Annotated in this window: 24 protein-coding genes and 1 riboswitch; of the genes, 8 read left to right on the plus strand and 16 right to left on the minus strand. The window is 70.9% G+C overall.

The window, feature by feature from the left end; all coding sequences use genetic code 11:
* Positions 1-68 precede the first annotated feature (68 nt).
* Together DFR69_RS09075 and glpK are read left to right on the plus strand one after the other, a co-directional pair.
* Positions 69-821, plus strand: a complete 753-nt coding sequence (locus DFR69_RS09075; RefSeq protein ID WP_110037046.1) for an IclR family transcriptional regulator — start codon at positions 69-71, stop codon at positions 819-821.
* A gap of 115 nt (positions 822-936) precedes the next feature.
* Positions 937-2,433 (plus strand): glycerol kinase GlpK, encoded by a 1,497-nt coding sequence (gene glpK / locus DFR69_RS09080; RefSeq protein ID WP_110037520.1) that lies wholly within the window; start codon positions 937-939, stop codon positions 2,431-2,433.
* Between the two features lie 352 nt (positions 2,434-2,785).
* Here the strand turns inward: glpK and DFR69_RS09085 are convergent, their stop codons facing one another.
* From DFR69_RS09085 to DFR69_RS09100, 4 genes are all read right to left on the minus strand, one after another.
* Positions 2,786-3,337, minus strand: a complete 552-nt coding sequence (locus DFR69_RS09085; protein WP_146229237.1) for a hypothetical protein — start codon at positions 3,335-3,337, stop codon at positions 2,786-2,788.
* A 255-nt stretch (positions 3,338-3,592) separates the two neighbouring features.
* Positions 3,593-4,804, minus strand: coding sequence for an MFS transporter (locus tag DFR69_RS09090; protein ID WP_373867081.1), 1,212 nt, complete (start codon positions 4,802-4,804; stop codon positions 3,593-3,595).
* A 69-nt stretch (positions 4,805-4,873) separates the two neighbouring features.
* A complete protein-coding gene (locus tag DFR69_RS09095; RefSeq protein WP_110037049.1) occupies positions 4,874-5,245 on the minus strand; it encodes a hypothetical protein in 372 nt (123 codons plus the stop codon).
* A 143-nt stretch (positions 5,246-5,388) separates the two neighbouring features.
* Positions 5,389-6,609 (minus strand): NADP-dependent isocitrate dehydrogenase, encoded by a 1,221-nt coding sequence (locus tag DFR69_RS09100; protein WP_110037050.1) that lies wholly within the window; start codon positions 6,607-6,609, stop codon positions 5,389-5,391.
* 311 nt (positions 6,610-6,920) lie between these two features.
* Here DFR69_RS09100 and DFR69_RS09105 point away from each other — a divergent pair, with 311 nt between their 5' ends.
* Positions 6,921-7,565: a hemerythrin domain-containing protein gene (locus DFR69_RS09105; RefSeq protein WP_244198172.1), complete on the plus strand. Its 645-nt coding sequence runs from the start codon at positions 6,921-6,923 to the stop codon at positions 7,563-7,565.
* Between the two features lie 205 nt (positions 7,566-7,770).
* On the opposite strand, the gene DFR69_RS09110 is transcribed toward DFR69_RS09105, so the two are convergent.
* Together DFR69_RS09110 and DFR69_RS09115 are read right to left on the minus strand one after the other, a co-directional pair.
* The gene (locus tag DFR69_RS09110) at positions 7,771-11,400 is read right to left on the minus strand and encodes an ATP-binding protein (protein ID WP_110037051.1); all 3,630 of its coding nucleotides are present in this window, start codon (positions 11,398-11,400) and stop codon (positions 7,771-7,773) included.
* A gap of 57 nt (positions 11,401-11,457) precedes the next feature.
* Complete coding sequence (locus DFR69_RS09115; RefSeq protein WP_110037052.1) at positions 11,458-12,111, minus strand: hypothetical protein; 654 nt, start codon at positions 12,109-12,111, stop codon at positions 11,458-11,460.
* Between the two features lie 197 nt (positions 12,112-12,308).
* A riboswitch (SAM riboswitch) is annotated at positions 12,309-12,419 on the plus strand.
* Positions 12,420-12,500: 81 nt separating this feature from the next.
* Here DFR69_RS09115 and DFR69_RS09120 point away from each other — a divergent pair.
* Together DFR69_RS09120 and metX are read left to right on the plus strand one after the other, a co-directional pair.
* Positions 12,501-13,817 (plus strand): bifunctional o-acetylhomoserine/o-acetylserine sulfhydrylase, encoded by a 1,317-nt coding sequence (locus DFR69_RS09120; protein WP_110037053.1) that lies wholly within the window; start codon positions 12,501-12,503, stop codon positions 13,815-13,817.
* A complete protein-coding gene (metX, locus tag DFR69_RS09125; RefSeq protein ID WP_110037054.1) occupies positions 13,814-14,962 on the plus strand; it encodes a homoserine O-acetyltransferase MetX in 1,149 nt (382 codons plus the stop codon). Before DFR69_RS09120 ends, metX begins: the two co-directional genes overlap by 4 nt.
* Positions 14,963-14,967: 5 nt before the next feature.
* Here metX and DFR69_RS09130 read toward each other — a convergent pair whose 3' ends face one another.
* A complete protein-coding gene (locus tag DFR69_RS09130) occupies positions 14,968-15,600 on the minus strand; it encodes a TetR/AcrR family transcriptional regulator (RefSeq protein ID WP_110037055.1) in 633 nt (210 codons plus the stop codon).
* A gap of 143 nt (positions 15,601-15,743) precedes the next feature.
* On the opposite strand from DFR69_RS09130, the gene DFR69_RS09135 reads away from it, so the two are divergent.
* Positions 15,744-16,703, plus strand: a complete 960-nt coding sequence (locus DFR69_RS09135; RefSeq protein WP_110037056.1) for an oxygenase MpaB family protein — start codon at positions 15,744-15,746, stop codon at positions 16,701-16,703.
* A 68-nt stretch (positions 16,704-16,771) separates the two neighbouring features.
* Here the strand turns inward: DFR69_RS09135 and DFR69_RS09140 are convergent, their stop codons facing one another.
* Positions 16,772-17,149 (minus strand): winged helix-turn-helix transcriptional regulator, encoded by a 378-nt coding sequence (locus DFR69_RS09140; RefSeq protein WP_110037057.1) that lies wholly within the window; start codon positions 17,147-17,149, stop codon positions 16,772-16,774.
* A gap of 69 nt (positions 17,150-17,218) precedes the next feature.
* Here DFR69_RS09140 and DFR69_RS09145 point away from each other — a divergent pair, with 69 nt between their 5' ends.
* The gene (locus DFR69_RS09145) at positions 17,219-17,860 is read left to right on the plus strand and encodes a nitroreductase family protein (protein ID WP_110037058.1); all 642 of its coding nucleotides are present in this window, start codon (positions 17,219-17,221) and stop codon (positions 17,858-17,860) included.
* Here the strand turns inward: DFR69_RS09145 and DFR69_RS09150 are convergent.
* On the minus strand, positions 17,853-18,137 hold the full coding sequence (locus tag DFR69_RS09150) for a DUF3017 domain-containing protein (protein ID WP_110037522.1): 285 nt from the start codon (positions 18,135-18,137) through the stop codon (positions 17,853-17,855). The genes DFR69_RS09145 and DFR69_RS09150 overlap by 8 nt on opposite strands.
* A gap of 118 nt (positions 18,138-18,255) precedes the next feature.
* Between DFR69_RS09150 and DFR69_RS09155 the strand changes: the two genes are divergently transcribed.
* Positions 18,256-18,738, plus strand: coding sequence for a tRNA (cytidine(34)-2'-O)-methyltransferase (locus tag DFR69_RS09155; protein ID WP_167456202.1), 483 nt, complete (start codon positions 18,256-18,258; stop codon positions 18,736-18,738).
* 6 nt (positions 18,739-18,744) lie between these two features.
* Here DFR69_RS09155 and DFR69_RS09160 read toward each other — a convergent pair whose 3' ends face one another.
* From DFR69_RS09160 to DFR69_RS09190, 7 genes are all read right to left on the minus strand, one after another.
* Positions 18,745-18,972: a DUF167 domain-containing protein gene (locus DFR69_RS09160; protein ID WP_110037059.1), complete on the minus strand. Its 228-nt coding sequence runs from the start codon at positions 18,970-18,972 to the stop codon at positions 18,745-18,747.
* Positions 18,932-19,870, minus strand: a complete 939-nt coding sequence (locus tag DFR69_RS09165) for a DUF4349 domain-containing protein (protein WP_110037060.1) — start codon at positions 19,868-19,870, stop codon at positions 18,932-18,934. The genes DFR69_RS09160 and DFR69_RS09165 overlap by 41 nt, the downstream gene beginning before the upstream one ends.
* 46 nt (positions 19,871-19,916) lie before the next feature.
* The gene (locus DFR69_RS09170; protein ID WP_110037061.1) at positions 19,917-20,351 is read right to left on the minus strand and encodes a type II toxin-antitoxin system VapC family toxin; all 435 of its coding nucleotides are present in this window, start codon (positions 20,349-20,351) and stop codon (positions 19,917-19,919) included.
* Positions 20,348-20,590: a ribbon-helix-helix domain-containing protein gene (locus tag DFR69_RS09175; RefSeq protein WP_110037062.1), complete on the minus strand. Its 243-nt coding sequence runs from the start codon at positions 20,588-20,590 to the stop codon at positions 20,348-20,350. Before DFR69_RS09175 ends, DFR69_RS09170 begins: the two co-directional genes overlap by 4 nt.
* A 61-nt stretch (positions 20,591-20,651) precedes the next feature.
* On the minus strand, positions 20,652-21,635 hold the full coding sequence (locus DFR69_RS09180) for a M48 family metalloprotease (RefSeq protein ID WP_110037063.1): 984 nt from the start codon (positions 21,633-21,635) through the stop codon (positions 20,652-20,654).
* Positions 21,636-21,760: 125 nt separating this feature from the next.
* On the minus strand, positions 21,761-25,336 hold the full coding sequence (locus DFR69_RS09185; protein WP_244198173.1) for an error-prone DNA polymerase: 3,576 nt from the start codon (positions 25,334-25,336) through the stop codon (positions 21,761-21,763).
* Between the two features lie 29 nt (positions 25,337-25,365).
* Complete coding sequence (locus DFR69_RS09190) at positions 25,366-25,821, minus strand: hypothetical protein (RefSeq protein WP_110037064.1); 456 nt, start codon at positions 25,819-25,821, stop codon at positions 25,366-25,368.
* Positions 25,822-25,860 lie beyond the last annotated feature (39 nt).

Genomic DNA, 25,860 nt, shown 5'->3' on the forward strand with positions numbered 1-25,860 from the left:
ACGGGACAACCCGGACGCCACGGCTGCCGTTCGACAATGCTGAACGCAAGGGCTGCTAGATTCGGATCGTGCCCGGACCGATCCAGTCGATCGAACGCGCCGCAGCGGTGCTGCGACTGCTCGCCCGCGGATCCGGGCCGCTGGCGGTGGGCGAGATCGCGGCCGCGCTCGACCTGGCCAAACCCACCGCGCACGGGATCCTGCGCACCCTGCTCGGAGTGGGCTTCGTCGACCAGGATCCGGCGACGGGCCGGTATCTGCTCGGGCCGGCACTCGGCGAACTCGGCAGCGACCATCTCGACGTCAACGAGTTGCGATCGCGCGCGATCCACCGGGCCGACGCGCTCGCCGCACGGACCGGCGAGTCGGTGCGGATGGCCGTGGCGCGCCCTGCCGGAGTGACGGTGGTGCATCACGTCTTCCGACCCGACAACACCGAGCAGGTGCTCGCCGTCGGCGAGGTGCTGCCCGCGCACGCGACCGCCTTGGGCAAGGTACTGCTCGCCTACGACGCGGCGACCGAAACCGGTGCACTGCAGTCTTTTACACGGCGCACCATCGTCGATCGGTCCGCGCTGGACCGGGCGATCGCCGAGGTGCGGCGTACCGGCTGGGCCGGTGAGATCGAGGAGTATCGGACCGGCCAGGCAGGCATCGCCGCGCCGATCCGGGCCAGGGGCGGCCTGGTGGTCGCCGCCATCGGCATCACAGGGCCGCCAGAGCGATTGTGCGACAACCGATTACAGATCCGACCGGCCGCTGCCGAACGGGTACGTGCTGCCGCTCAGGCTGTCCATCGCGATCTCGGGGCGGTCCGATGATGCGCACCGCCGCGCCGAAGACGAACTCGCCGCTGCGGCCATCGGCGCGGTTCGCGGGGTGGCAGCGGGCCGACGGCAGGTGCGAGGCCCGCGGCACGATGAACGGGAGGCTCCGGTGACGCAACGGTTCGTAGTCGCCATCGATCAGGGCACCACCTCCACCCGGTGCATCGTGTTCGACCGGCACGCGCGGCTGGTGGGGCTGGCGCAGCGCGCGCATCGTCAGCGGTATCCGCGTTCGGGGTGGGTGGAGCAGGACGCCATGGAGATCTGGCGGACGGTCGAGCGCCTCGTGCCCGCGGCGCTGCGGGATGCCGGGATCACCGTCGAGCAGGTCGCGGCGATCGGGATCGCCAATCAGCGCGAGACGACCGTGGTGTGGGACCGCGGGACCGGGGTGCCGGTGCGTCCGGCCATCGTCTGGCAGGACATCCGCACCGAGGAGCTCGTCGAGGAGTATCGGAAAGCGCCCGGCGCACACCGGATCACAGAGTTGAGCGGGCTGCCGCTGGCCACCTATTTCGCCGCGCCCCGGCTGCGCTGGCTGCTCGACCACGTCGAGGGGCTGCGGGCGCGCGCCGAACGGGGTGAGGTGCTGTTCGGGACCATGGAGTCCTGGCTGATCTGGAACCTCACCGGCGTCCACGTCACCGACGTCACCAACGCCGGCCGCACGCTGCTCATGAACCTGGCCACCCGGCAATGGGACGCGGAACTGTTGCGGTTCTTCGACATTCCCCGCGCCATGCTCCCCCGCATCGAGCCGTCTACCGGCGATTTCGGGACAGCGCGCACGGTGGCGCCCGGAGTGCGGATCGGCGCCGCCCTCGGCGACCAGCACGCCGCGCTGTTCGGCCAGACCTGCTTCGCGCCCGGCGAGACCGAATGTACCTACGGCACCGGCGGATTCCTCATGATGAACACCGGCACCGAACTGATCCGCTCGCGGCACGGACTGCTCACCACCATCGGTTATCAGGTGGGCCCCGAACCGGTGTACGCGCTGGAGGGGCCGATCGCGGTCACCGGATCGCTGGTGCAGTGGGTACGCGACATCGTCGGCCTGATCGCCACCGCGCCCGAGATCGAAACGCTCGCAGGCACCGTCGACGACAACGGCGGCTGCTACCTGGTCCCGGCCTTCTCCGGGCTCTACGCGCCGCATTGGCGCAGCGACGCCAGGGGCCTGCTGATCGGGCTGACCTCGTATGTCACCAAGGGGCACCTGGCGCGCGCGGTGCTCGAGGCCACCGCGTGGCAGACCCGCGACGTCGTCGAGGCGATGAACGCCGACGCCGGGCTCCGGGCCGGGTCGCTGCGGGTCGCGGGCGGGATGGCGGCCAACAATCTGCTCATGCAGATCATCGCCGACGTGCTCGGTGTGCCGGTGATGCGCCCGCTGGTGACCGAGACGGTCTCCCTCGGCGCCGCCTACGCGGCCGGACTGGCCGTCGGATATTGGCCGGATCTGCAAGGGCTGCGGGGTAATTGGCGGGTGGCGGCGCAGTGGGTGCCGCGCGACGACCGAGCGGTCCGCGACGAGGAGTACGAGCGGTGGCAGCGGGCGGTGCAGCTCAGTGTCGGCTGGGCGCGCCCGGCCGGTGAACGCTGATCCCCGCGCGGGGTGAGAGTTACGCTGCGAGAGTGTCTCGGGGTTCGGCACCGGCGCGCAGTGGTACCGCAATGTCGTCGCCGACCCGCACGTCCGGGTCTCGTGGTGGTTCCGGCGACTCGTCCCCGCCCTCGCCACCCCGATGACCGAGGAGGAATCGGCGCAGGCCCTCACGCGGTACGCGCAAGCTCATCCGCGCGCCTGGGACAAGCTCCGGGCCACCATCGAACGGGCGACCGGCACGCCGGTGGGCACGTTGCCGATGGTCCGGCTTCGCGTCCGGACTGGTCCTGACTAGGCCTTTCCCGGGACGTCCATCCGGCCGGTCGCAGAGCGGCGGGCGCGCATGCCTTCAGTCGAAGAGTTCGTCGGTCCGTGTCGCGGTGACCGCCTGCACCAGCCATGCATTGAGCTGACCGAGGTCGGTGCATTCGGCGAGACGAGCGCGCTGCGCAGCGGAGAGCTCGAGTCCGCGGGCGGTCAGCACGGTGAGGACCGCGTGCGCTGCCTCCTCCGCCCGCCCTTCTTCCCGACCCTTCGCCACATACTTGGTGGCGATGCGGCCACGGTACTCGGGAGTGCTCTTCACAAGTTCCTCCAGACGTCGGCTCGCCGCTATGGTCAACGCCTCGTCAACCAGGTCGAGGTACATTTTCGCATGTTCGTCGTCGGTATTCATCAAGCCGGACAGGAACGCCGACAGAACCTCGTCCATGTGTGGTCCCGCCCCGTGTGCCATGGCCGAGAGTACCGCGCGTCCTGGGCACCTCCTGGCTTCATCGGGGTCGGTGACCAGGGGAAAGCGGTCGGGCCCGAGCACCTGGGGCTGGATGACCGACCCGAAGGTGTCGAGTTCGATCGGCATCTCCGCCCATTTCGCGACGCTGTGGCTCGGCGTGACCACGAGTAGCACCACCGGACAGCAGAGCCGAGCGCGCAACGTGGTGAGGTATACCGGCCACTTCCACCGGCGTACGTCCTTGCGGTCCAACTGCACTTCGACACAAACACCGAGTACGGGACGATCTCGAGCATCATGCGTACTCAACGCAAGATCGCCCCGGAACTCCTTGGGACCGACATCGGTGAAATCGCAGAACGTGGAGGTAGCTCGGCATGCGCCGCAACGTACGGCCAATCGAAGATACTTTCGAATCAACTACGGCGTGTTGCGCGGCGCGCGCTGGAGCCACACGGTGACCGTGAACAGCAGGACACCGAGGACCGCCAGGACCGCGCCGACCAGGGCAGGGGCGGTGTAGCCCAAGCCCGCGGCGATCACCAGGCCGCCCAGCCAGGCGCCTGCCGCGTTGGCCATGTTGAGGGCGGCGTGGTTGAGGGCGGCGGCGAGGGTTTGCGCGTCGGCGGCCACGTCCATGAGGCGGGTCTGCAGGCCGGGGGCCAGGGCGGCGCCGGACGCGCCGACCAGGAACGCGCCGACGCCCGCGGTGATCGGGTTGTGCGCGGCCAGGACGAAGCCGGCCAGGATCACCACCATCGCCAGCAGCGCGGCGAAGATCGAGCGGTCGACGCCGCGATCGGCCAGGACGCCGCCGAGGATGTTGCCCGCGATCATGCCCAGCCCGAACAGGGCGAGCACGACCGGGACCGCGCCGATCGGCATGCCGGCCACATCGGTCATGGTGGTGGCGATGTAGGTGTACACGGCGAACATGCCGCCGAAGCCGATCGCGCCGACGGCCAGCGTGAGCAGCACCTGCGGCCTGCGCAGCGCGCCGAGTTCGGTGATCGGGTTGGTGACCTTCATTCCGGACAGGTCGGGCACGAACCGCCACAGCGCGGCCACCGTCGCCACGCCGATCACGGCGACCACCACATACGCGTCGCGCCAACCCAGATGCTGTCCGAGCCAGGTCGCGCCGGGCACGCCGATCACATTGGCCACGCTCAAGCCGAGCATCACCGCGGCCACCGCCTTGGCCCGCTGCCCGACCGGCGCCAGGGTCGCGGCGGCCAGCGAGGCCACGCCGAAGTAGGCGCCGTGCGGGAGGCCGGAGACGAACCGGGCCAGGGTGAGGGTGCCGAACGTCGGCGCGAGCACGGTCGCCGCGTTGCCGATGGTGAACGCCACCATCAGCGCGATGAGCAGCTTCTTGCGCGGCACCCGCGCGGCCAGCGCCGCGATCAGCGGAGCGCCCACCACGACTCCGAGCGCGTACGCCGACACCGCGTGCCCCGCCGTCGGCTCGGAGACACCGAAGTCGGCGGCGATGTCGGGCAGCAACCCCATGGTCACGAACTCGGTGGTCCCGATACCGAACCCACCCAGCGCCAACGCCAGCATCGCGGGGACGTGCCAGCTCGTGCGGGGCGTCTCGACGCGGTCAGCGGTGGAGAGGGAAGAAGTCACGCCTCCATGCAACGACCCCCACCCCCCGATCGCTACCCGACCCGACCGTGAGTTATCCCACCACGGGCATCAGACTGCCAGGTCCCCCTCCCGAACCCGTGCGAGAGCGGCCTCGGTCCCGAGTTCGGGGCGACGATTCGCCTCGGCGCGATAGAACCGGATCAGGTGATAGAGCAGAGCCGGGTCGATGCGGTGCGCGGTCGCGTCGATGCGGATCTCCCGGACGAAGACGGGGAGACCGAGCAGGCCGAACCCACACATCGCGGCACCCGACCCGCAGAACACCGCGAGCGGCACGTCGGCGTCTTCGACCGCAGTGAGAAAGCCCGCCAGGAACAGCATCGTTCCCGGGACGAACGTCGCCACGATCGCCCCGGCGATGAGGTACCTGGGCTGCTGCGAGCCGAAGCCCGCAGGCCAGGGCAGCAGGTCACGATGCACAAATCCCCCATGAAAGCGTGCGACCCGGCGAGTGGCCCGTGTTCTGGGGGAACACGGGTGACTCACCGGGTCGGGATATCTGCCTCGCCGTCGGCCGGGGCGCGGATCGCGCGCCGGGCGGCCGGGTGTCGGGAGGGGTGGTGCTAGCGCTTCAGGGCGCGGGCCAGGTTGACGTCCAGGGCGCCGAGGAACTCCTCGGTGCTCAGGTAGCCCTGGTCGCCGCCGACGAGCAGCGCCAGATCCTTGGTCATCTGGCCGCCTTCGACGGTCTTGATGACGACGTCTTCCAGCGCCTGCGCGAAGCCGATCACCTCGGGGGTGTTGTCCAGCTTGCCCCGGTGCTCGAGACCGCGGGTCCAGGCGAAGATCGACGCGATCGGGTTGGTCGAGGTCGGCTTGCCCTGCTGGTGCTGGCGGTAGTGCCGGGTGACGGTGCCGTGCGCGGCCTCGGCCTCACAGGTGCGGCCGTCCGGGGTGAGCAGCACCGAGGTCATCAGGCCCAGCGAGCCGAAGCCCTGCGCCACGGTGTCGGACTGCACGTCGCCGTCGTAGTTCTTGCACGCCCAGACGTAGCCGCCCTCCCACTTCATGGAGGAGGCGACCATGTCGTCGATGAGACGGTGCTCGTAGGTGAGGCCCGCCGCGTCGAACTCGGCCTTGAACTCGGCGTCGAAGACTTCCTGGAAGGTGTCCTTGAACATGCCGTCGTAGGCCTTGAGGATGGTGTTCTTCGTGGAGAGGTACACCGGGTAGTTCTGCTGCAGGCCGTAGTTGAACGAGGCCCGCGCGAAGTCCTCGATGGACTTCTTGAAGTTGTACATGCCCATGACGACGCCGCCGTCCTCGGGCATCTTCACGACCTCGTGCACGATCGGCTCGCTGCCGTCCTCCGGCGTGAAGGTCAGCGTGACGGTGCCCGCCTCGTAGACCTTGAAGTCGGTGGCGCGGTACTGGTCGCCGAACGCGTGACGGCCGATGATGATCGGCTTGGTCCAGCCGGGCACCAGGCGCGGCACGTTGGAGATGATGATCGGCGCGCGGAAGATGGTGCCACCCAGGATGTTTCGGATGGTGCCGTTGGGCGAGCGCCACATCTTCTTGAGGCTGAACTCCTTCACCCGCGCTTCGTCGGGGGTGATGGTGGCGCACTTCACGCCCACGCCGTGCTTCTTGATGGCGTTCGCGGCGTCGACGGTGACCTGGTCGTCCGTCTTGTCGCGGTACTCGATGCCGAGGTCGTAGTACTCGAGGTTCACGTCGAGATACGGGTGGATCAGCTTGTCCTTGATGAACTGCCAGATGATCCGGGTCATCTCGTCGCCGTCGAGTTCTACGACGGTACCTTCAACCTTGATCTTGGACATGGATCTTCGTGTCCTCCTAGGATGGTGCCCTCATTGCACGGCCAGGCGAACACGCTTGTGAGCGGACCCCAGCTGTTCCAACAGACAACGTATATGCCCCGCGTTGTCTGCGGGACGTGTGGTGCAAACAAGACGAGCGTACTGCTGCCCCCGCCCTCACCGCGACGGGAGGGCCCGCTGTGCGGGACTCCACGAAGTTACCCCGCCCGGACACCGCCGCCACACCCGCTCCGCGTACTCGCGAGTAATGACGGAACCCGCAGGCAGCGGATGGCAAACGGGTCGCAAGTGAGCGGGCACACCCTCGGGAGGTGACCGACATACCTCCGACTCCGAACCTGCTCGGTATCCGGCTGGCCCACCGCGCCATGCTCGCCGACACCGCCCGCTTCGCCACCCTCGCCCGCGAACTCGCCGGTGGGCCGTGCCCGCCGCGCCGAGCGCGCGCGGTCGCCGGCTATCTCGGGCTGCTGTGCGACTCCATCCACCATCACCACCGGGTCGAGGACGAGGTCCTCTGGCCCATGCTCGCCGCCGCCGCGGGCGACGCGGTGGACCTGCGTGAACTCACCGACGACCACGCCCAGCTCGACCCGATGCTGGCCGGGATCAGGGCCGCCTGCGCCGACCTCGTCGCCGGCCGGGCCGGGGCGGCCGCGCACCTCGCCGACCGGTTGACCTGCCTGCACACCGTGCTCGACGAGCACATCACCGACGAGGAGCGGACCGTGTTCCCCATCGTCACCGAGTACCTCAGCCCCGCACGCTGGGGCCAGGTCGAGGCGGCCGCCCGCGGTGGCGCGGTACTGCGCTTCGAACTGCCACGGATGATGGCGGTCTGCACACCCGCCGAACGTGCCGAGGTGCTGCGCGAAGGCGGTCTGCCGGTGCGCGCGATGCTCTCGGTGTTCGGGGTGCGGCATCGCAGGCGGGAGCGGGCGCTGGCGGGTGGCTGAGGGTTGTGCCGGCGGCCACGCGGGCTGGTCCCGCTGGCTCACGGGCAGGCCCGCGACGCGAGAGGGGACAGGCGGGGCCGCTGCTGGATCACGGGCCCCAACGCGTGGGGAGCGGGCGGGGCCGCCGGATCGCTCACGGGCAGGCGCCCACGCGAGGGGAGCGGGAAGGGCCGCCGGATCGGGGCGCGAGCGACGGCTGGGCCGGTCAGGTGAGTGTCGCGCCGGTGTGGTCGAGGGCCGCCAGCTCGGTGGACAGGTTGGCGAGGACTCGCTCGGCGGCGGCGCGGTGCTGGGCTGCGGCGACGTGGTCACCCAGCCGGTCGGCCAGTTCGGCCAGGACGGTGTCGACGGGGCCGAAGGCGACCGAGCCGGAATCCATGCCCGCGATGGTGCCCGCTCTGGGGAGCAGGTCGCGGTAGAGCCGCGCGGCGGCTGCGACGGTGCCGATTCGGGCGACCACCCTGGCCTCGAACGCCGACATCGCGCCCCAGTAGTAGTCGCGCAGCACCTCGGTGCCCGCGTCGAGCACGGTGGCCGCTCGCTCGATGTCGCCCGCGTCGAGCAGGGCCAGGGCGTACACGTAGCTGATGGCGTACGGCGCGGCCGCGTACAGCTGGGCGTAGCCGTCCAGGCCCGGGCTGAGGTCGCCGCGGGCCCATCCGGTCATCATCTGGGCCAGCAGGACCAGCTGGGCGCCGTTGGCGTTGCCCGCGGCGATCATCTTCGCGCTGAGGTCGGTGTCGATCGCCTCGGCGGTGGTGAGGTCGCCGCGCAGCACCGCGAGGACGGCCAGGTGCGCGGTGGCGACGACCAGCAGCGGGCCGAGCTGTCCACCCTCCGCGCAGTCCAGTGCCCGCGCGATCTCCGACCGCGCGTCGACGAGCCTGCCCGCGCCCGAAGCGACCAGGAAGCGCAGGAAGTGCGCGACGGCCTGATACTCGGGCAGGCTTGCCGCCGTTGCCACGCGCAGCAGTTCGTCGGCCAGGTCGGCGCGTTCCGACCACAGGTCGGGGCCGAGGGCGACGAAGGCCCTGGCATTGAGCGCGGCGCACAGCAGTTCGGGCTCGCCGAACTCGCGCGCGGTACGCACGGCCTCGGCGGAGCAGGCGAAGGCGCGCGGATTGTCGAACCCCTCCACCGCGAACACGGTGGTGACCAGCAGCCGGACGCGCAGATCCGGCGCGGTCGTACGGTCCAGCGCGGCCGCGAGATCGGCCGCCATGTCGGAGTCGGGCAGACCACGGTCCCGGCTGGTCCAGATCGTGGGTGCGCGCCAGCAGGTGAGAACCGCGACGACGGGGTCCACGGCGATCCGGGAGTCCGCGGTGGACGCCCGGCCCGCCTCCGGCACGGCGGACCGGCCGAGGCCGGAGTGGTCACCGGGCGAGGCGGCAGGATCTCGGCGGGTGATGGGCGCACCGGCATCGTGGCTTGCCCGCACATCATCACCGGCCGCGCCGCCCTCGCTTGGTCTCGCGCTGCTGTCGGCGGGCATCAGTGCGCGGGCGATGGTCAGGGATTCGGCGCGTAGGCGGCGGGCCTGGTCGTCGTTGCCGCCGTAAGCGAGGGCGTTGATGAGAGCGCAGCGGGTGGCGAGGGCGGCCAGGCGGTCGGGGCGGGTGGCCGTGGGGCTGTCGTGGCCGGCGCGGGCGTGCAGTTCGAGGGCAGCGCGCCACAGTGGTTCGGCGTCCTGGTGGGCACGGCGGGCGGTGCGGCGGCGGGCGGCCGCGAGGACGTAGCGCAGGGCGTGATCGGCCGTCGAGGTGACCGCGCCCGCGATGGCATGGTGGGCCATGGCATCGAGGACGACCGTGTCGACGGCGGCGAGGTCGGTGGCGGATTCGGCGCCGATCGGCATCGGGCCGGAATCGAGGCCGGGTTCGGCGGCGCCGTGCGCGTGATCCGCGCCCGGGCGGGACGGGGGCCGGGTGGGAAAGGTTCTGCTTTCGAGGAATTCCAGGGCCGACCAGTGCAGGCGGGCGCGGCGCAGGGTGGGGATGTCGCCGTAGACCGCGTCGCGGATCAGAGCGTGGGCGAAGGTGATCCGATCGGTGTCGACGCGCACGAGACCGGCGACCGTGACGGTGTCGACCAGATCGATGAGGGTGTCCTCGGGTTCGGCGGTCAGGGCGAGCAGGGTGTCGAAGTCGATGTCGTCGCCCCAGACGGCGGCCAGTCGCAGGGCGCGGGCGGCGCCCGCGGGCAGGCGAGCGATGCGGCGGTGCAGGACGGCACGCACTCCCTCGGGCACCGCGCGCAGATCGCCCACCGCCGCCGCGAGCGTGGCGACCTCGCGGACGAACAGCGGGTTGCCCGCGGTCCGCGCGCGCAGCCACTCGACCGTGTCGTCGTCGAGGGACGTCAGCCCGGCGCGCTCCGCGACCGCGCGCACCGCCGCGCCGTCGAGCCCACCCAGCTCCAGCCGCCGACCGGTCGACCCCGCCAGGGCCGCGGCGGTGGCCCGCACCCCCGCGTCGGTCTCCGAGCCCCGCGCGGTGACCAGCACCAGCAGCGGCCGCCGCGTCAACCACGCCACCACCTGCCGCAGAATCTGCAGGGTCGCGCTGTCGGCCCGATGCACGTCCTCGAGCACCACCAGCAACGGACCGTCGTCCAGCCGCCGCCCACACACCTCCGCGACCGCCCGCGCGATGGCGAACGGCCCCGCCTGGACCGGTGTCCGGGCAGACTCGTCCCCCATCGCAGACAACCAGGTCGGATCGAGGGCATCCAGCAGATGAACCCAGGCCCAGGCGGCGGGGGCGCCGTCGACCTCGGGACACGACGCGCTCGCCACCGTCCATCCGTCGGCGGCCAGCTCCCCGGCCAGCACGTCGACCTGTGTCGACTTGCCCGCGCCCGCTTCGCCTTCCAGCCACACCACCCGCGCCCGCTTGTGCGCGACCACCTCCGCGGTCTCGGCGACGAGGGCGGCGCGTTCGGAGGCGTAGCCGACCACCAGCGTGGGCTCGGCGACCGTTTCGGGCGCGGTATCGGCCTCCGGGTCCGACCGCGGGACCGGTTGACCAGGTGCGCCCGTGTCGACCCGATCGGGGAAGGGGGCTGCATCGTCCGCACGGTCCGATCCCACCCGCTGGTCCAGTTCCGGGGCGTGGGTGAGGATGGCCGTTTCGAGGGCGCTCAGGGCCGGGCTGGGGCGGACGCCGAATTCGGTGTCGAGGTAGGTGCGCAGGGCGCGGAGGGTGGCGAGGGCGTCGAGCTGGCGGCCGAGGCGGTACTGGGCGAGGGCGAGGAGGCGGGCGGCGTTCTCCCGGTCGGGATGGTCGGTGACGTGGCGGTGCAGCAGCGCGAAGGCCTCGTCGGGGCGGCCGAGGGCCAGTGCCGATTCGGCGCGGCCCTCGACGGCGACGCGGCGGAGTTCGTGCAGGCGGGCGGCTTCCGCGAGCACCCAGTGCGCGGTGGCGAAGGGCGCGTACGGCTCGCCGTGCCAGCAGGCCAGCGCCGTCCCGAGCCGCTGGTATCGGCGCGCGTGGTCGTCCGGGTCGCCCTCGGCGAGCAGCCGCTCGAAACGCCAGGCGTCGACCGCCGCGGGATCGAGGCGCAGAGCGTAGCCGGGCGCCTCGGAGACCAGGACGGTGGCGGGCGCGCGCGGTGGGCGCGCGGGTTCGACGGCGCGGCGCAGGTAGGAGATGTGTGCTTGGAGCGCACCCAGTGCCTTGGGCGGCGGGTCGCCCGCCCACAGGTCCTCGATCAGCCGGTCGGTGGACACCACCTCGCCGCCGGCCAGCACCAGCCTGGCCAGCAGCGCGCGCTGACGCGGCCCACCCAGATCGGCGGGCCGCTCGCCCACCTCGACCCGCAGCGGGCCGAGCACATCGATGCGTACGGCGGTCGCGCCGCCGTACGGTCCTTCCTGTTCGATACGGTCAATTTACCGGGCGATACGCACCCCCGCGACGCCGATCGCGAGACCCTGGGCGACCGTGCCGGGGATGATCCACCAACCCTCGGCGCCGGGCAGCACACCGGGCATCATCGCCGCGACCGTCATCGACAGCGTGCCCGCGATGATCAGCACACCCGACCACCGCCCGAACACCCCGGCGGGCCGGAGCAGCGCGTACACCGCCAGCAGCACGAAACCGAGCAGCAGCGCCAGCGACAGCGGCGCGAGCACGGCGGCGGACGCCTCGGCGATCTCGTCGGCGGTGTGGTGGTCGACACCGGTGCTCACGAACACCTCGTGATAGGCGCCGATCGGGATCGCCACGGCCAGCCCGGCGAACAGCAGTCCGTGCGCGAGGGTGAGCATCCGGCTCGCCCAGCCGCCGTCCGGGCGGCGGATCGCGCGGACCAGCGCGGGCAGACCCACCGCCATCAGCACGGCGCCGACGGCGAAGGTGAGGTGCGCGGCCGCCCAGGTCGGCGCGTGCACGGCGTCCTCGGAGTGTTCGAGCGGATGCAGCAGATTGCCCACGGCCCACAGCAGTGCGCCGACGGCGAGGGTCACCGCGCGGGCACGGTCACGGCGAGGCGGCGCCGCGACGGTTGTGGTGGTGGATTCCGGGGCGTATTCGATCGTCATGCGCCGAGCCTGACCGCCTCCGATTGGCACCCGCTTGCGAACGATTTGCGGCCGGGCCGCACCCCGATCGGCCGATGTCGGGACGCATGCGCCCGTGCCGACACGCCGGGCCCGGCACACCGGCCGAGAAGTGATCCAGGCGACGTTTCGGTGGGAAGTTTCCGTGTGGGCGGGCTGTCCGGTTACCATGACGGCAAGGTCATGAGTACCAGCGTCAAGCCCCGGCTCGCTGGTCGGCAACCCTCCAGCTGCGGTGGGGTGCTCCGGGTGATGACCGGGCTCTCGAAGGTCGGGAGCAAGCGCGCATTCGCAGGAGGCCCCCATGTGTTGTTGTCCGTCGATCCGCCCCAGCTGAACCCACCGACGCACAACCCCTGGAGCATGTAGCCATGTCCGATTCCGCCCTGCCCGAGAACTGGTCGTTCGAGACCAAGCAGATCCACGCGGGCCAGGCCCCCGACGCGAGCACCAACGCGCGGGCGCTGCCGATCTACCAGACCACCTCCTACACCTTCCGCGACACCGATCACGCCGCCGCGCTGTTCGGGCTGGCCGAGCCGGGCAACATCTACACCCGGATCATGAACCCGACGCAGGACGCGGTCGAGCAGCGCATCGCCGCGCTCGAGGGCGGCGTCGCGGCGCTGCTGCTGGCCTCGGGCCAGGCCGCCGAGACCTACGCGATCCTGAACCTGGCGGGCGCCGGTGACCACATCGTGTCCAGCCCGCACCTCTACGGCGGCACGTACAACCTGTTCCACTACTCGCTGCCCAAGCTCGGCATCGAGGTGTCCTTCGTCGAGGACCCCGACGACCTCGAGCAGTGGCGCGCCGCCGTCCGGCCCAACACCAAGGCCTTCTTCGGCGAGACCATCGCCAACCCGAGCAGCGCCGTGTTCGACATCCCCGGCATCGCCGAGGTCGCTCACGCCGCCGGCCTGCCGCTGATCGTGGACAACACCGTCGCGACCCCGTACCTGATCCAGCCGCTGGCCCACGGCGCCGACATCGTCGTGCACTCGGCGACGAAGTACCTGGGCGGCCACGGCGCGGCGGTGGCCGGCGCGATCGTCGACGGCGGCACCTTCGACTGGACCGTGCGCGACGCCGAGGGCAACGCCCGCTTCCCCGGCTTCACCGAGCCCGATCCCAGCTACCACGGCGCGGTCTTCGCCGACCTGGGCGCGCCCGCCTTCGCGCTGAAGGCCCGCGTGCAGCTGCTGCGCGACCTGGGCGCGGCGGTGTCGCCGTTCAACGCGTTCCTCATCGCCCAGGGCATCGAGACGCTGAGCCTGCGGATCGAGCGGCACGTGGCCAACGCCGAGGCGGTCGCGAAGTTCGTCGCCGAGCAGCCGGGTGTCGACGCCGTGTACTACGCGGGCCTCGAGACCTCGCCCTGGCACGCGCGGGCCAAGCAGCTCGCCCCCAAGGGCGCGGGCGCGATCGTCTCGTTCGAACTGGCCGGCGGCGTCGACGCGGGCAAGAAGTTCGTGGACGCTCTCAGCCTCCACAGCCATGTCGCTAACATCGGTGATGTGCGTTCTCTCGTGATTCACCCGGCGTCGACCACGCACTCGCAGTTGACGCCCGAGGAGCAGCTGGCCTCCGGCGTCACCCCGGGGCTGGTCCGGCTCGCCGTGGGCATCGAGGGAATCGACGACATCCTGGCCGATCTGCGGGCCGGATTCGCGGCGGCGAACACGTGACTGTGAGCACCGAATCGCCGATCGCCCGTCCCGCGACCGGGGTGGCCCTGCTGCCGCCGCCGGACGGGCGACTCGGCGTGGTCGCCATCGGGGATGTGGCGCTGGAGAACGGCGCCGTGGTCCCCGATGTGCGGCTGGCGGTGCAACGCTGGGGCGAGCCCTCGCCCACGCTCGACAACGTGGTGCTGGTCGAGCACGCGCTCACCGGTGACTCGCAGGTCATCGCGAGCGCCGACAACACCGCCCCCGGCTGGTGGGAGGGGATGGTCGGTCCCGGCGCCCCGGTCGACACCGACGAGTGGTGTGTGATCGCGACGAACGTGCTCGGCGGCTGTCGCGGCAGCACCGGACCGTCCTCGCTCGCGCCCGACGGCGCGCCGTGGGGTTCCCGCTTCCCCGACCTGACCATCCGCGACCAGGTCGCCGCCGAGGCGCAGCTGCTCGATCTGCTCGGGATCGAGCGGCTGGCCGCCGTGGTCGGCGGCTCGATGGGCGGCATGCGGGTGCTGGAGTGGATGATCGGGCAGCACGAGCGGGTCGCGGCCGCGCTGGTGCTCGCCGTCGGCGCCAGGGCCACCGCCGATCAGATCGGCACCCAGACCACCCAGATGGCCGTCATCACCGCCGACCCCGACTGGCTCGGTGGCGACTACCACGGCACCGGTCGCGCGCCGATGACCGGCATGGGCCTGGCCCGCCGGATCGCGCACCTGACCTACCGCACCGAAGGCGAGCTCGACCACCGCTTCACCAATCAGGCCCAGGGCGACGAGGATCCGTGGACCGGCGGCCGCTACGCGGTGCAGAGCTACCTCGAGCACCAGGCCGAGAAGCTGTGCCAGCGCTTCGACCCGGCCACCTACGTGCTGCTCAGCGAGGCCATGAACCGGCACGACGTGGGCCGCGGGCGCGGCGGTGTCGCCGCCGCGCTGGCCTCGACGCCCGTCCCGTGCGTGGTCGGCGGCGTCGACTCCGATCGGCTGTACCCGCTGCACACCCAGGCCGAGCTGGCCGAGGGGCTGCCCGGCTGCGCCGGTCTCGAGATCGTGCATTCGCGCGACGGCCACGACGGCTTCCTCACCGAGGCGGCCGCGGTGGCCAAGCTGCTCACCGAGACCATGCGTCTCGCGCGCGAGAACCGCTGACGGGTTCAGCTCGTCAGCAGGGTGACGATCGAGCGCACGTAGTCCTGGAGCCGTTCCTTCGGGTACTCCTGCGGCTCGCTCACCGCGAGCCTGCCGAGCATCTCGGCGACGGTGAGGGTCGAGTTCGCGAGTAGTTGCGCGTCCATTCCCGACCAGCGCGGTGACATCGCGATGCCGACGCGGACAAGGGATTCCGCGCGGGCCAGGATCTCGTCGCGGCCCGCGCGCAGGGCGGCCCGGTATTCGTCCGGGGCGCTGGCCGGGGTCGCCAGGATCAGCCGCCAGCGCGTCGGATTCGCCAGTGCCACACCGACGAACGCCTCCACGGTCGCCGAGGCCGCGGCCACCGGATCGGTGTCGAGCAGATTCTCCGGCAGAGTGTCGGCGATCTGTTCCAGGCCACGTTCGCGCTCACGTTCGAGCAGGGCTTCGACGAGTTCGGCGCGGGTCTTGAACACGGTGTACAGCACCGGTTTTCCCACGCCGGCTGCCTGCGCGACCGCTTCCATGCTCAGCTCGTGCAGTTCCATCCGGCCCAGGACGGTGAACGCGGCGTCGAGCAGTTGCGCGCGGCGTTCCTCCGGGGGCAGGCGCTGGGCATAGCGGCGCCGCGGTCGTTGCTCTCGCGTCGCGGTCACCGGACACCTCCTTCGTCCACCAGACGATACCCGGCCCCATCACACTATTCCTACGCAGCCGTTGTATTCACTGCGCGCAATTGCTACGGTGGCGTTGTATTCACCTGCGAGGTTCGCCTCGGCACTGCAAAGGAGCACGTGCAATGGCTTTCGACCCGTCCACCCTGCGCCGCGACGATTACGGCTTCTTCGGACCGGACTCCCCCAGCTGGAAGGTGTGGACGTCGCCCACCTCGCTGATCGGGTTCCAGCGCGCGGTCAGCCTCGAGCACTTCGACCCGTTTCTGACGGCCGCGGTGGCCGACTCACGGGGGATCTACGACAACCCGGCGACTCGCCTCGACCACACCCTCGCCTACTTCGTGCTGGTCGCGGTCGGCGACGGCCGCACCGCCATCCAGGCCGCCGAGCACCTGATGAGGGTGCACGCGCCGATGACCGGCATCGAGCCGATCAGCGGCAAGCGCTACAGCGCCAACAGCCCCGACACCCAGCTGTGGATCCACATCACCGGCTGGCATTCGGTGCTCAAGTGCTACGAGGTGTACGGGCCGGGTCCGCTGAGCCCCGAGGAGGAGGACCGCTTCTGGGCCGAGTGCGCGATCGCCGCCGAATTGCAGACCTGCAAACCCGCCGACGTGCCGCGAAACCGTGCCGAGGTGCGCGCCTACTTCGAGCGGGTGCGCCCCCGGCTGTGCGCCTCCGAGCGGGCGATCGAGGGCATGCATTACCTGATGTGGACGCCACCGAGCAAGGGCTGGCACTTCGCGATCGGCAGCAGGCTGCTCTCGCTGGCCAGCATTCCGACCCTGCCGATGTGGATGCGCAGGCTCGGGCGCTTCGCCGTGCCGCGCGTCGTCGATCCGCTGGTCCGGATCCCGGCGAAGGTGATCGCCTGGACCGCCGCCCGCCGCGACAACTGGGCCATCATCAAGGCAGCCCCGTTCATCGCCCCGATGACGGGCGCGATCTTCGCCGCCCACGCCGACGCCGCACCGCCGCAGAAGCTGGAGACGATCACGCCGCAGCGGGCGCGTGAGCTCTACGGCAGCCAGGGCACTCGCAGCCTGTGGGAACAGCCCGCGATCGCCGAATCCGCCTGACGGACAAGGGCATCGCGCGAGACCGGTCACGCCGACGATGCCGTGGCCGGCCTTTCACCCACGCCGGATCAGGACGCGGCCGCGCGCCTGGCCTCGTCGATCCGGTTGATATTGGTCTCGATCCATTCCCGCAGCGCCGCGATCGGCTCACGCAGACTGTGCCCGAGCTCGGTGAGGGTGTACTCCACGCGCGGCGGCACGGTGGGATACACCGTGCGCGCCACGAATCCGTCGGTCTCGAGCTGCCGCAACGTCTGCGTGAGCATCTTCTGTGAGATGCCCTCGATGCGGCGGCGCAGGTCGGTGTAGCGCAGAGTGCCGTCGGCCAGCGCGTCGACGATCAGGACCGTCCACTTGCCCGCGATGTGGTCGAGGACCTCGCGGGTGGGACATTTCGCCGAGTAGACATCGGCGGGCAGGCCACTGGCTTCGTGAATGGTGGACACCTCGCTGATTCTAACGCACTTTCAGGTGCCTACTTCCCAATGGAGAGCGACTCTCCGATAGTAGGAATCATGAGCACACAGACACTTTCGGTCGCCGAAGCCATCCGCACCCGCCGCACCGTCCGCCACTACCGCCCCGAACCGCTCGACCCCGCGCTGCTCGACGAACTGCTCGACCTCGCCGTGCAGGCACCGAGCGCCTGGAACATGCAGGACCGTTCCATCGTCGTGGTGACCAGCGACGAGGGCCGGAAAGCGCTGTCGGAGGCCGCCTTCGGGCAACCCCAACCGCTGGAGGCGCCCGCCGTCCTCGTCTTCGTCGCCGACCCGGCGGCCTGGGCGGCGGCCAACGCCGACATCGCCGAGCAGGCCTCGGCGAGCGGCGCCTGGAACGCGGAGTTCCGGGCGATGTTCGACTCGCGCGCCGAGTATCACGCACTGCGCGAGCGCGGGCTGCTGCGCGAGAACGCCGTGAAGAACGCCATGATCGCCGCCACCTACGTGATGCTCGCCGCGACCGGCCTCGGGCTGGCCTCGGCGCCGATGAACGGGTGGGACGCCGAGCTGGTGAAGCACGCGATAGGCATCGACGCCGACGCGGATCTGGCCATCGCGGTCATGGTCACCGTCGGCCACGGTGTCGCGGTTCCGCCGCACCCGGGCCGCAGGCCGCGCGAGCTGACGGTGTTCGCCGAGCGCTATCTCAACTGACGCCGAGGGTGTTGATGGTGACGGCCAGGAAGACGATGGCGCTGCCGAGGGCGGTCAGGGTGGCCACGTCGAAGGGCTTGCTGCGCACGGCCAGCAGGCCCACCTGGACCGTCGGCAGACACAGCCGGAAGGCGGCGGCCACCAGGGCCGCGCTGCCGAAGATGATCGCACCACGGCGCCACCGATCCCAGGCGACGAACACGATCGCGACCAGGATCAGCGCGCTCACCACGGTCATCGGCAGGTGACTGCGCAGGTACTGCTCACCCGCCGTCATCCGCACGACCCGATGCTTCCCGGTCGTCTCCGCCTTGTTCACGGCCCCGATTGTTCCAGACGCCGGCACCGAGCGGGCGGCCCGAGTCCGATCTCGGCGTCAGCCGCGCCACCCCGGCATGACAGAGTGGTGCGCTGTGCTGCACCTGATCTTTCACAACCCGGTGATCCCGCCCAACACCGGCAACGCGATCCGGTTGGCGGCGGGGACCGGGTGCGCGTTGCATCTGATCGAGCCGCTGGGTTTCGACCTGTCGGAATCGAAGCTGCGCCGCGCCGGACTGGACTATCACGACCTCGCGGTGGTGACCGTGCACCCCGACCTCGCGACGGCGTTCGCGGCCATCGACCCGGGCCGGGTGTTCGCCTTCACCACCCAGGCGAGCACCCGCTACACCGACATCGCCTACCGCGACAACGACGCCCTGCTGTTCGGCACCGAACCCACGGGCCTGCCCGCCGAGGTCCTCACCGACCCCCGGATCACCGACCAGATCCGCATCCCGATGCTGCCCGGCCGCCGCTCGATGAACCTCTCCAACGCCGCCGCGGTCTCGGTCTACGAGGCCTGGCGCCAACTCGGCTTCCCCGGCGGGGAGTAGCGGAATTCAGGCGTCGATGTCGAAGCGTTTGAAGCGGGAGGTGGCGCCCGCGGTCAGGCGGACGGCGGATTTGGGGACGCCGAAATGGGCGGCGAGGAGTTCGGCGGCGGCCTTGTTGGCCTTGCCCTCGACGGCGGGGGCGCGCACGTAGAGGGTGAGGGTGCCGTCCTCGGCGGTCTCGACCAGCGGGCCTTTACGGCTGTTCGGTTTGATCGTCGCCCGTACCGTCGGCACCGCTGGGCCCCTTCTTCGTCGAGGTGGTCGGCGCCGTGACGGGACGGCGGCGGCGCAGCACCGCGCGCAGGACCAGCCAGCCCACTCCGCCGAGGACGGCGAGGAAGGCGAGCCACGGAATCGCCTTGCCCACGAAGACGATCGCGTCCTGGAGCCAGTCGACGAGCGAGTTCCAGCCCGCGACGATGCCGTCCCAGAAGTTGTCCGGGTCACCGGGGGCGTTCTTGTCGTCGGCGGTGAGCGTGATGGTGAGCGTGGACAGCGCGACCTGGTCGTCGAGGGAGCGCTTCTGCGCGGTCAGGCTGTCGAGTTCGCCCTGCCTGCTCGACAGCGCCTCCTCGGCGTCGATGAGGTCGGCGGTGTTGGCCGCGTTGGCCATGAGCGCGCGCAGCCGGTCGACGGAGGCCTGCAGGGCGCGGATGCGGGCGTCGAGGTCCTCCCACTGCATGGTGACGTCGTCGCGGTTGGTGCTCACCTTGGTGACGCTGCCGACGCCGCCCAACCCGGTGATGAAGGCATCGGTCTTGTCGGCGGGCACCCGCACGCTGAGCACCGCGCGCGGCGTGCGCTTGTCGGTGCCCGGCTGTTCGGTCCGGCTGTCGATGCGGCCGTCCAGGGCGCGCACCTGCTCGGCGACGGTGGCCGCGGCGCCGATCGGATCGTCGGCGGTGATGTCGACCGACCCGGTGATCACCTCTTTCCGGTTCGCCGAATCCTGCGGCGCCGGACTCTCTTTCGCCGGCGCGCCCTCCCGGAACCCGGGCGCGACGGCCGCCGCGGGCCCGGAGACCGTTGGCGAGGACGCCTGGTCGGCGCTCGTCTCCCCCGCGTCGTCCCCACACCCGGCCAGGAACAACAGGCCGAGCACCCCGATCAACACCACCGCAAGCTTGCGCATGGTCGCAGCGTAATGCGCCGAGGCCGTCGGCGGGCGTAGCCGCCGACTACAGATCGGCGGGCAGTATCCGGAACGCGGCGACACCAGGCGTGAGCGGTTCGATCACCCGGAAGTCCCGCTGATCGAGCGTGAAGATGCAGTCGGTGCGGTACTTGTCGGCCAGGGCGACGCCGACCGCGTCGGCGAGGTCGAGCCGCAAACCTTCGTACTTGGCCCGAATGGTCTGCGCCGCAGCGAGATCGACGTGCTTGAGTTCGGCGAGCCGGTACCGGCCGTCGAGCATGCGCGCCATCAAGGCCTCGGTGACCTGCATCGCCGCGTCGAAACCGAGATCGCGGTGCACGAGATGATCCAGCTCGGTCAACACCAGCGGCGAGATCACCAGGGTCTCGGTCGCCATGACCGCGGCCGCGCGGTCGTGTTCGGGCTGATCGGCGTCGAACGCGGCGAACAGGGCCGAGGTGTCGGCGACGATGATCATCGGCGCTCGGACCGGGACTTGATGTGGTCGTAGATGGACTGATCCATCTCCTCGACGGTGCGGGCCCGGCCGCTACGGAACACCGGCAGCGGCGCGTCGTTCTTCGGCACCTCGGAAGCGTCGAGCAGCATCGCGATCCCCCGTCGGATGAGTTCCGCCTTGCTGACGCCGGTCGCGGCAGCTTCGGCATCGAGCCGGACCTCCAACTCCTCGGGGAGGTACACGGTCGTCTTGATCATGCCATATATGGTACCACCCATCGCGCACGGCGTGCCGTGCCGACGTCGCCGTCGGCGGGGGTCATGGCGGCCGGGTGCGCTCGGTGAGCTCGCGGCGGCGGCGCGCTTCGCGCAGGTGCACCCGGCTCATGCGGGCGTCGACGGTGGGGTGGGTGCCGAGCCGGCGCGACAGCTGGAGCGTCGGCTCCACCTCCTGGTCCTGGTGCGCGAGCTGGATCAGTACGCCGAGGAAGGCGCGGCCGTAGCCGAGGTCGACCGCCGTGTCGTCCGCGCGTGACTCCACCCACCGCGACAACGCGGGCCTGGCGAATTCCTGCGCGATGAGCAGCAGCGCGGCGCAGGCCGCGCCGGGAACCCCGAGCAGGAAGACGAGACCGGCGCCGACCAGCGCCACCCAGCACGCGAAGGCCGCGACCATCGGCACGAACACCGTCAGCGAACCGACCAGAAATCCCAGCGTTCCCGCGCGGAACCGAGCGTCGGTCAGTACCGGGTCCGGGCGCAACAGGCCGAGCACGAGGTAGATCGCCCACGTGGAGGTGGACAGCAGCCCGTCCACGGGCCACCGATACCAGCGGGTCAGCAGCACCAGCCGATGCGATGCCAGCACCTGGTGTCCCAGCTCGTGGGCCAGCAATGCCGCGAGCTGCGGGCCGGTGAGCGCGTCGACGGCGGCCCGCGTGACGACGAGATGCCCGCCGGCCGTGGCGAACCCGTGCACTCGGTCCGATTCACTGATCCAGACCTGAAAGCCGGATGCGTCGATCCCGGCCGCCCGCGCGACCTCCGCCCACGCCCGGCCCGCCGGCGACTCGGGATCGACCGGGGTGCCGTGCCGCGCGACCGTCGCGAGCAGCACCCCCAGCCACTGCACGAGCACACCACACAGCAGCCACAACGCGGTCACCGTGACCGCCACCCATCGCCCCGGATACCCGGCGACCGTCGCGAGCAGCCAGCCGCTCAGCACCATCGAGGGCAACGAGACCGCGATCGTCCCCAGCGCGACCGTGCACCGGTCCCGTCGCGTGATCAGCCGCCGCACAGCGCCCCCCGATTCCCGAGGCGACCGGAGCGGTCATCGTTCGACTTCTGCCCCCCGCCCCGAGGTCCACGGTACTCGGCTCTGCCGGTGCCGGACAGGCTGTTCGGCGCCGATTCGGCTGCGCGTCAGCGGAAGTCGCGGGAGCGGGCGACGATGGTGAGGTCGAGGGGGGCGAGGTGGTCGGCGAGGAGGCTGGCGGCGCCTTCGGCGTTCTGCAGGCGGCCGCGCACGAGCAGGGCGGTGGCGGTCTGGGCGAGGCGGCGGTAGCGGGTCCACAGGCCCACCGAGCAGACGACGTTGACCATGCCGGTCTCGTCCTCCAGGTTGAGGAAGGTGACGCCGGCGGCGGTGGCGGGACGTTGCCGGTGGGTGACGGCGCCCGCGACCAGGATGCGGGTGCCGTCCTCGACGAGCAGCAGGTCGGCGGCGGGCACCACGCCCAGCGAATCCAGGTGCGCACGAAGGAATTCGGTGGGATAGCTGCCGGGTGAGACGCCGGTGGCCCACACGTCGGCGGCGGCGAGCTCGAGCGCGCTCATGCCGGGCAGGGACGGGGCCGCGGTCACCGCGCCGGTGCCGGGCAGCAGCTCGGGACGCTCCCCCGCCGCCGCGCCCGCCGCCCACAACGCGGCCCTGCGCACACTGCTCCCGCGCGCCGCCCGGTCGGCACCACTCTGTCCGGCCTCGGCCACAGCGGACGGCTTCACCGGCGCATCCGGTAGGAGCCGGGCTGCCGCGTGCCCGCCCGGCTCGGCATCGACCAGCCCGTCGAGCGCACCCGCCGTGGCCAGCGATTCCGCTTGGGCGACAGACAATCCCACGCGACCGGTGAGGTCGAGCATCGAGGTGTAGGGGCCGTGCTCGGCGCGCTCGGCGACGAGGCGTTCGGCGAGGTCGTCGCCGATGTGCCGGACGGCGGCGAGGCCGAGCCGGACCTCGGTCCCGGCGTTCTCCAGGGTGGGTTCGGCCCGGCTGGCGTTGATGTCGGGACCGTGCACCCGCACGCCGTGCCTGCGCGCGTCGGCGACCAGCGACTGCGGCGAGTAGAAGCCCATCGGCTGGGCGCGCAGGAGCCCGGCGCAGAACGCGGCGGGATGGTGCAGCTTGAACCACGAGGAGTAGAACACGATCGAGGCGAAGCTCTGCGAATGACTTTCGGGGAAACCGAAATTGGCGAAGGCGTAGAGCTTCTCGTAGATGCGGTCGGCCAGCGCGCCGGTGATCCCGTGCAGGTCACGCATGCCCTGGTAGAGGCGGCCCTTGAGCCGTTCCATCTTCTCCGGTGACCGCTTGGAACCCATGGCGCGGCGCAGCTGGTCGGCCTCGGCGGCGCTGAAGCCGGCGACGTCGATGGCCATCTGCATCAGCTGCTCCTGGAACAGCGGGATGCCGAGGGTGCGGGCGAGCGAATTCTCCAGCGCCGGATGGTCACAGACCGGCGCCTCCTTGCCGTTGCGCCTGCGGATGTACGGGTGCACCGAACCGCCCTGGATGGGCCCGGGCCGGATCAGCGCCACCTCCACCACCAGGTCGTAGAACTCCCGCGGCTTCAACCGGGGCAGGGTGGCCATCTGCGCGCGCGACTCCACCTGGAACACCCCGATCGAATCGGCGCGCTGCAGCATCTCGTAGACGGCCGGTTCGGCGAGATCGAGCGCGTGCAGTTCGACCTTCTCGCCCTTGTGCTCGTGGACCAGCTCGATCATGTAGCGCAGCGCCGAGAGCATGCCGAGGCCGAGCAGGTCGAATTTCACCAGACCGACCGCGGCGCAGTCGTCCTTGTCCCACTGCAGCACGCTGCGACCCGCCATCCGCGCCCACTCCACCGGGCACACGTCCGCGATCGGCCGATCACAGATCACCATGCCGCCGGAGTGGATGCCCAGATGCCGTGGCAGACCGTCGAGCTCGCCCGCGAGTTCGAGCACCGGCGCGGGAATGTCGGTGCCGGTCTCGGCGGCCACCCCCGACCAGCGGCTCACCTGTTTGCTCCACGCGTCCTGCTGGCCGGGTGAAAAGCCCAGCGCCCGTGCGGCATCGCGCACCGAGGACTTGCCGCGATAGGTGATCACGTTCGCCACCTGGGCGGCGTAGTCGCGGCCGTACTTGCCGTAGACGTGCTGGATGGCCTCCTCGCGGCGATCGGATTCGATGTCGATATCGATGTCGGGCGGCCCGTCGCGTTCGGTGGACAGGAAGCGTTCGAACAGCAGGTTGTTGCCCACCGGATCGACATTGGTGATGCCGATGGCGTAGCAGACCGCGGAGTTGGCGGCCGAACCACGGCCCTGGCACAGGATGCCGTTGCGCTTGCAGAACTCGACGATGTCGTGCACGACGAGGAAGTAGCCGGGGAACTCCATCCGCTCGATCACCGCGAGCTCGTGCTCGATCTGCGCGTACGCCCTCGGGTTCGTCTCGCGGGGGCCGTAGCGCCTGGCGGCCCCCTCGTAGCTGAGGTGGCGGAGCCAGGAGTCCTCGTCGTGGCCGGACGGCACCTCGAACGGGGGCAGTTTCGGCGCGATCAACCGCAGGTCGAAGGCGCATGCGCGGGCCAGCTCCACCGCGTTCGCCACGGCCCGCGGATGCGCGGCGAACAGCCGCGCCATCTCCGCGCCCGAGCGCAGGTGCGCGCCACCGGTGGACGGCAACCAGCCCGCCATCTCGTCGAGGCTGCTCCTGGCCCGGATCGCGGCCAGCGCCATGGCCCTGCGCCGCTGGGCGGGCGAGGCGAAATGCGCGCCGGTGGTGGCGAGCACGGGCAGGCCGAGCCGGTCGGCCAGCGCGACGAGATGGGCATTGCGCTCGTCGTCGGTGGCGATGCCGTGATGGGTGAGCTCCACGCTCACCCGGTCGTCGCCGAAGCGTTCGACCAGCTCACGCAGGGCCGCTTCGGCTTTCGGCAGTGTCGTGTCGCCGGCGCGCAGGTCGAGTTCCAGCGCGGAACGCAGGTGACCCTTGCGGCAGCCGGTGAGGACATGCCAGTGCCCGCCCGCAGCGGCGGTGAGCGTGTCGAGGTCGTAGCGCAGGATGCCCTTCTCCCCCGCCGCCATGTGCGCGGCCGCCATCTCCCGCGACAGCCTGCGGTAGCCCTCCTGACCACGGGCGAGGAGCAACAGATGTGGTCCCCCTGGATCGGCGGATCCCGTGCGCGGCAGCGAATCCGGTGCCCGCACATGTCCGTTGGCGCCCTCGGATATCGCCGGGTCGCCGAGGGGGCGCCTGCCGCCCCGGGGAACAGTACGGCGCCGGACCGCATCCCCTCGGCCCGGCGCCGCCTCCGCATCGGTTCCCAGTGACAGTTCGGCACCGAAAACCGTTGGTATTCCCCATTCCCTGGCCGCCTCGGCGAACCGGACGGTCCCGTAGAACCCGTTGTGGTCGGTGAGCGCGAGCGCCTCCAGACCCAGCCGCACCGCCTCCTCCACCAGCTCCTCCGGCTGGCTCGCGCCGTCGAGGAAGCTGTAGGCGGAGTGGGCGTGCAACTCGGCGAAGGGCACGGTCGCGGCGGGTCGCTCGATCGAATCCGCCTCGTACGCCCCGCGTTTGCGCGACCAAGCGGGGCTGTCACCGCCGTCGCCGGGATGCATCTCCTCGGCGGGGCGGCGACTCGGCTTGCCCGAGAGCACCCGCTCCAGTTCCGACCAGGTCGGCGGACCGTTGCTCAGCCCACGCGCCAACTCCTCTCCCTGCCCCGTCACCTCCCACTCGATCGCGGTTGCCCGACCCCTCAACTCGCGGGCAAACGCTCCATCGACCGCGACTCCAGCGCGGCCTCCACATGGCCGAGGCCCGACCGGATCACCGCGCCGTAGGCATCGTTGGCGAGCACGTCCAGGTGCCCGCGCGCGATGGCCAGCTGCATCCGCGCCATCTCGAAGTCACCGACCCGCCGGTGACTGTCGGCCAGGTTCAGATACAGCGAGGGCAGGAATCCGCGCAGCCCCTCGTCCAGCGGGACGCCCGGCCCGAACACCGCGGCCAGCGCCCGCTGATCCCAGAGCAACGCGCCCTCGGGTAGCTCCTGCACATCAGCGAGGTGATGTGCGATCACGCAGCGATGCAACGCGTCGCCGCCTTCCCCTATCTCGTCCCAGAGCCTGGTCAGCGCCGCGCGCGCAGCGTCAGGGTCGATACCGCCGAGCCGCACCGCGGCATAGATATCCGCCATCCGATCGTCCGCCATGGGCACAAGTATCGCACATACGTTCGAACAATGGCGAGA

Origin of the sequence: Nocardia neocaledoniensis, assembly GCF_003182135.1 — a bacterium.
GTDB lineage: Bacteria > Actinomycetota > Actinomycetes > Mycobacteriales > Mycobacteriaceae > Nocardia > Nocardia neocaledoniensis.

Bases quoted from the DNA above. Each gene is read 5' to 3' on its own strand.
- DFR69_RS09190 (WP_110037064.1), bottom strand. From the start codon at position 25,821: ATGGCGGACGATCGGATGGCGGATATCTATGCCGCGGTGCGGCTCGGC.
- DFR69_RS09175 (WP_110037062.1), bottom strand. From the start codon at position 20,590: ATGATCAAGACGACCGTGTACCTCCCCGAGGAGTTGGAGGTCCGGCTC.
- DFR69_RS09100 (WP_110037050.1), bottom strand. From the start codon at position 6,609: ATGTCCAAGATCAAGGTTGAAGGTACCGTCGTAGAACTCGACGGCGAC.
- DFR69_RS09145 (WP_110037058.1), top strand. From the start codon at position 17,219: ATGAGCACACAGACACTTTCGGTCGCCGAAGCCATCCGCACCCGCCGC.
- DFR69_RS09170 (WP_110037061.1), bottom strand. From the start codon at position 20,351: ATGATCATCGTCGCCGACACCTCGGCCCTGTTCGCCGCGTTCGACGCC.
- DFR69_RS09165 (WP_110037060.1), bottom strand. From the start codon at position 19,870: ATGCGCAAGCTTGCGGTGGTGTTGATCGGGGTGCTCGGCCTGTTGTTC.
- DFR69_RS09155 (WP_167456202.1), top strand. From the start codon at position 18,256: ATGACAGAGTGGTGCGCTGTGCTGCACCTGATCTTTCACAACCCGGTG.
- DFR69_RS09115 (WP_110037052.1), bottom strand. From the start codon at position 12,111: ATGACGATCGAATACGCCCCGGAATCCACCACCACAACCGTCGCGGCG.
- DFR69_RS09120 (WP_110037053.1), top strand. From the start codon at position 12,501: ATGTCCGATTCCGCCCTGCCCGAGAACTGGTCGTTCGAGACCAAGCAG.
- DFR69_RS09150 (WP_110037522.1), bottom strand. From the start codon at position 18,137: ATGACGGCGGGTGAGCAGTACCTGCGCAGTCACCTGCCGATGACCGTG.
- DFR69_RS09135 (WP_110037056.1), top strand. From the start codon at position 15,744: ATGGCTTTCGACCCGTCCACCCTGCGCCGCGACGATTACGGCTTCTTC.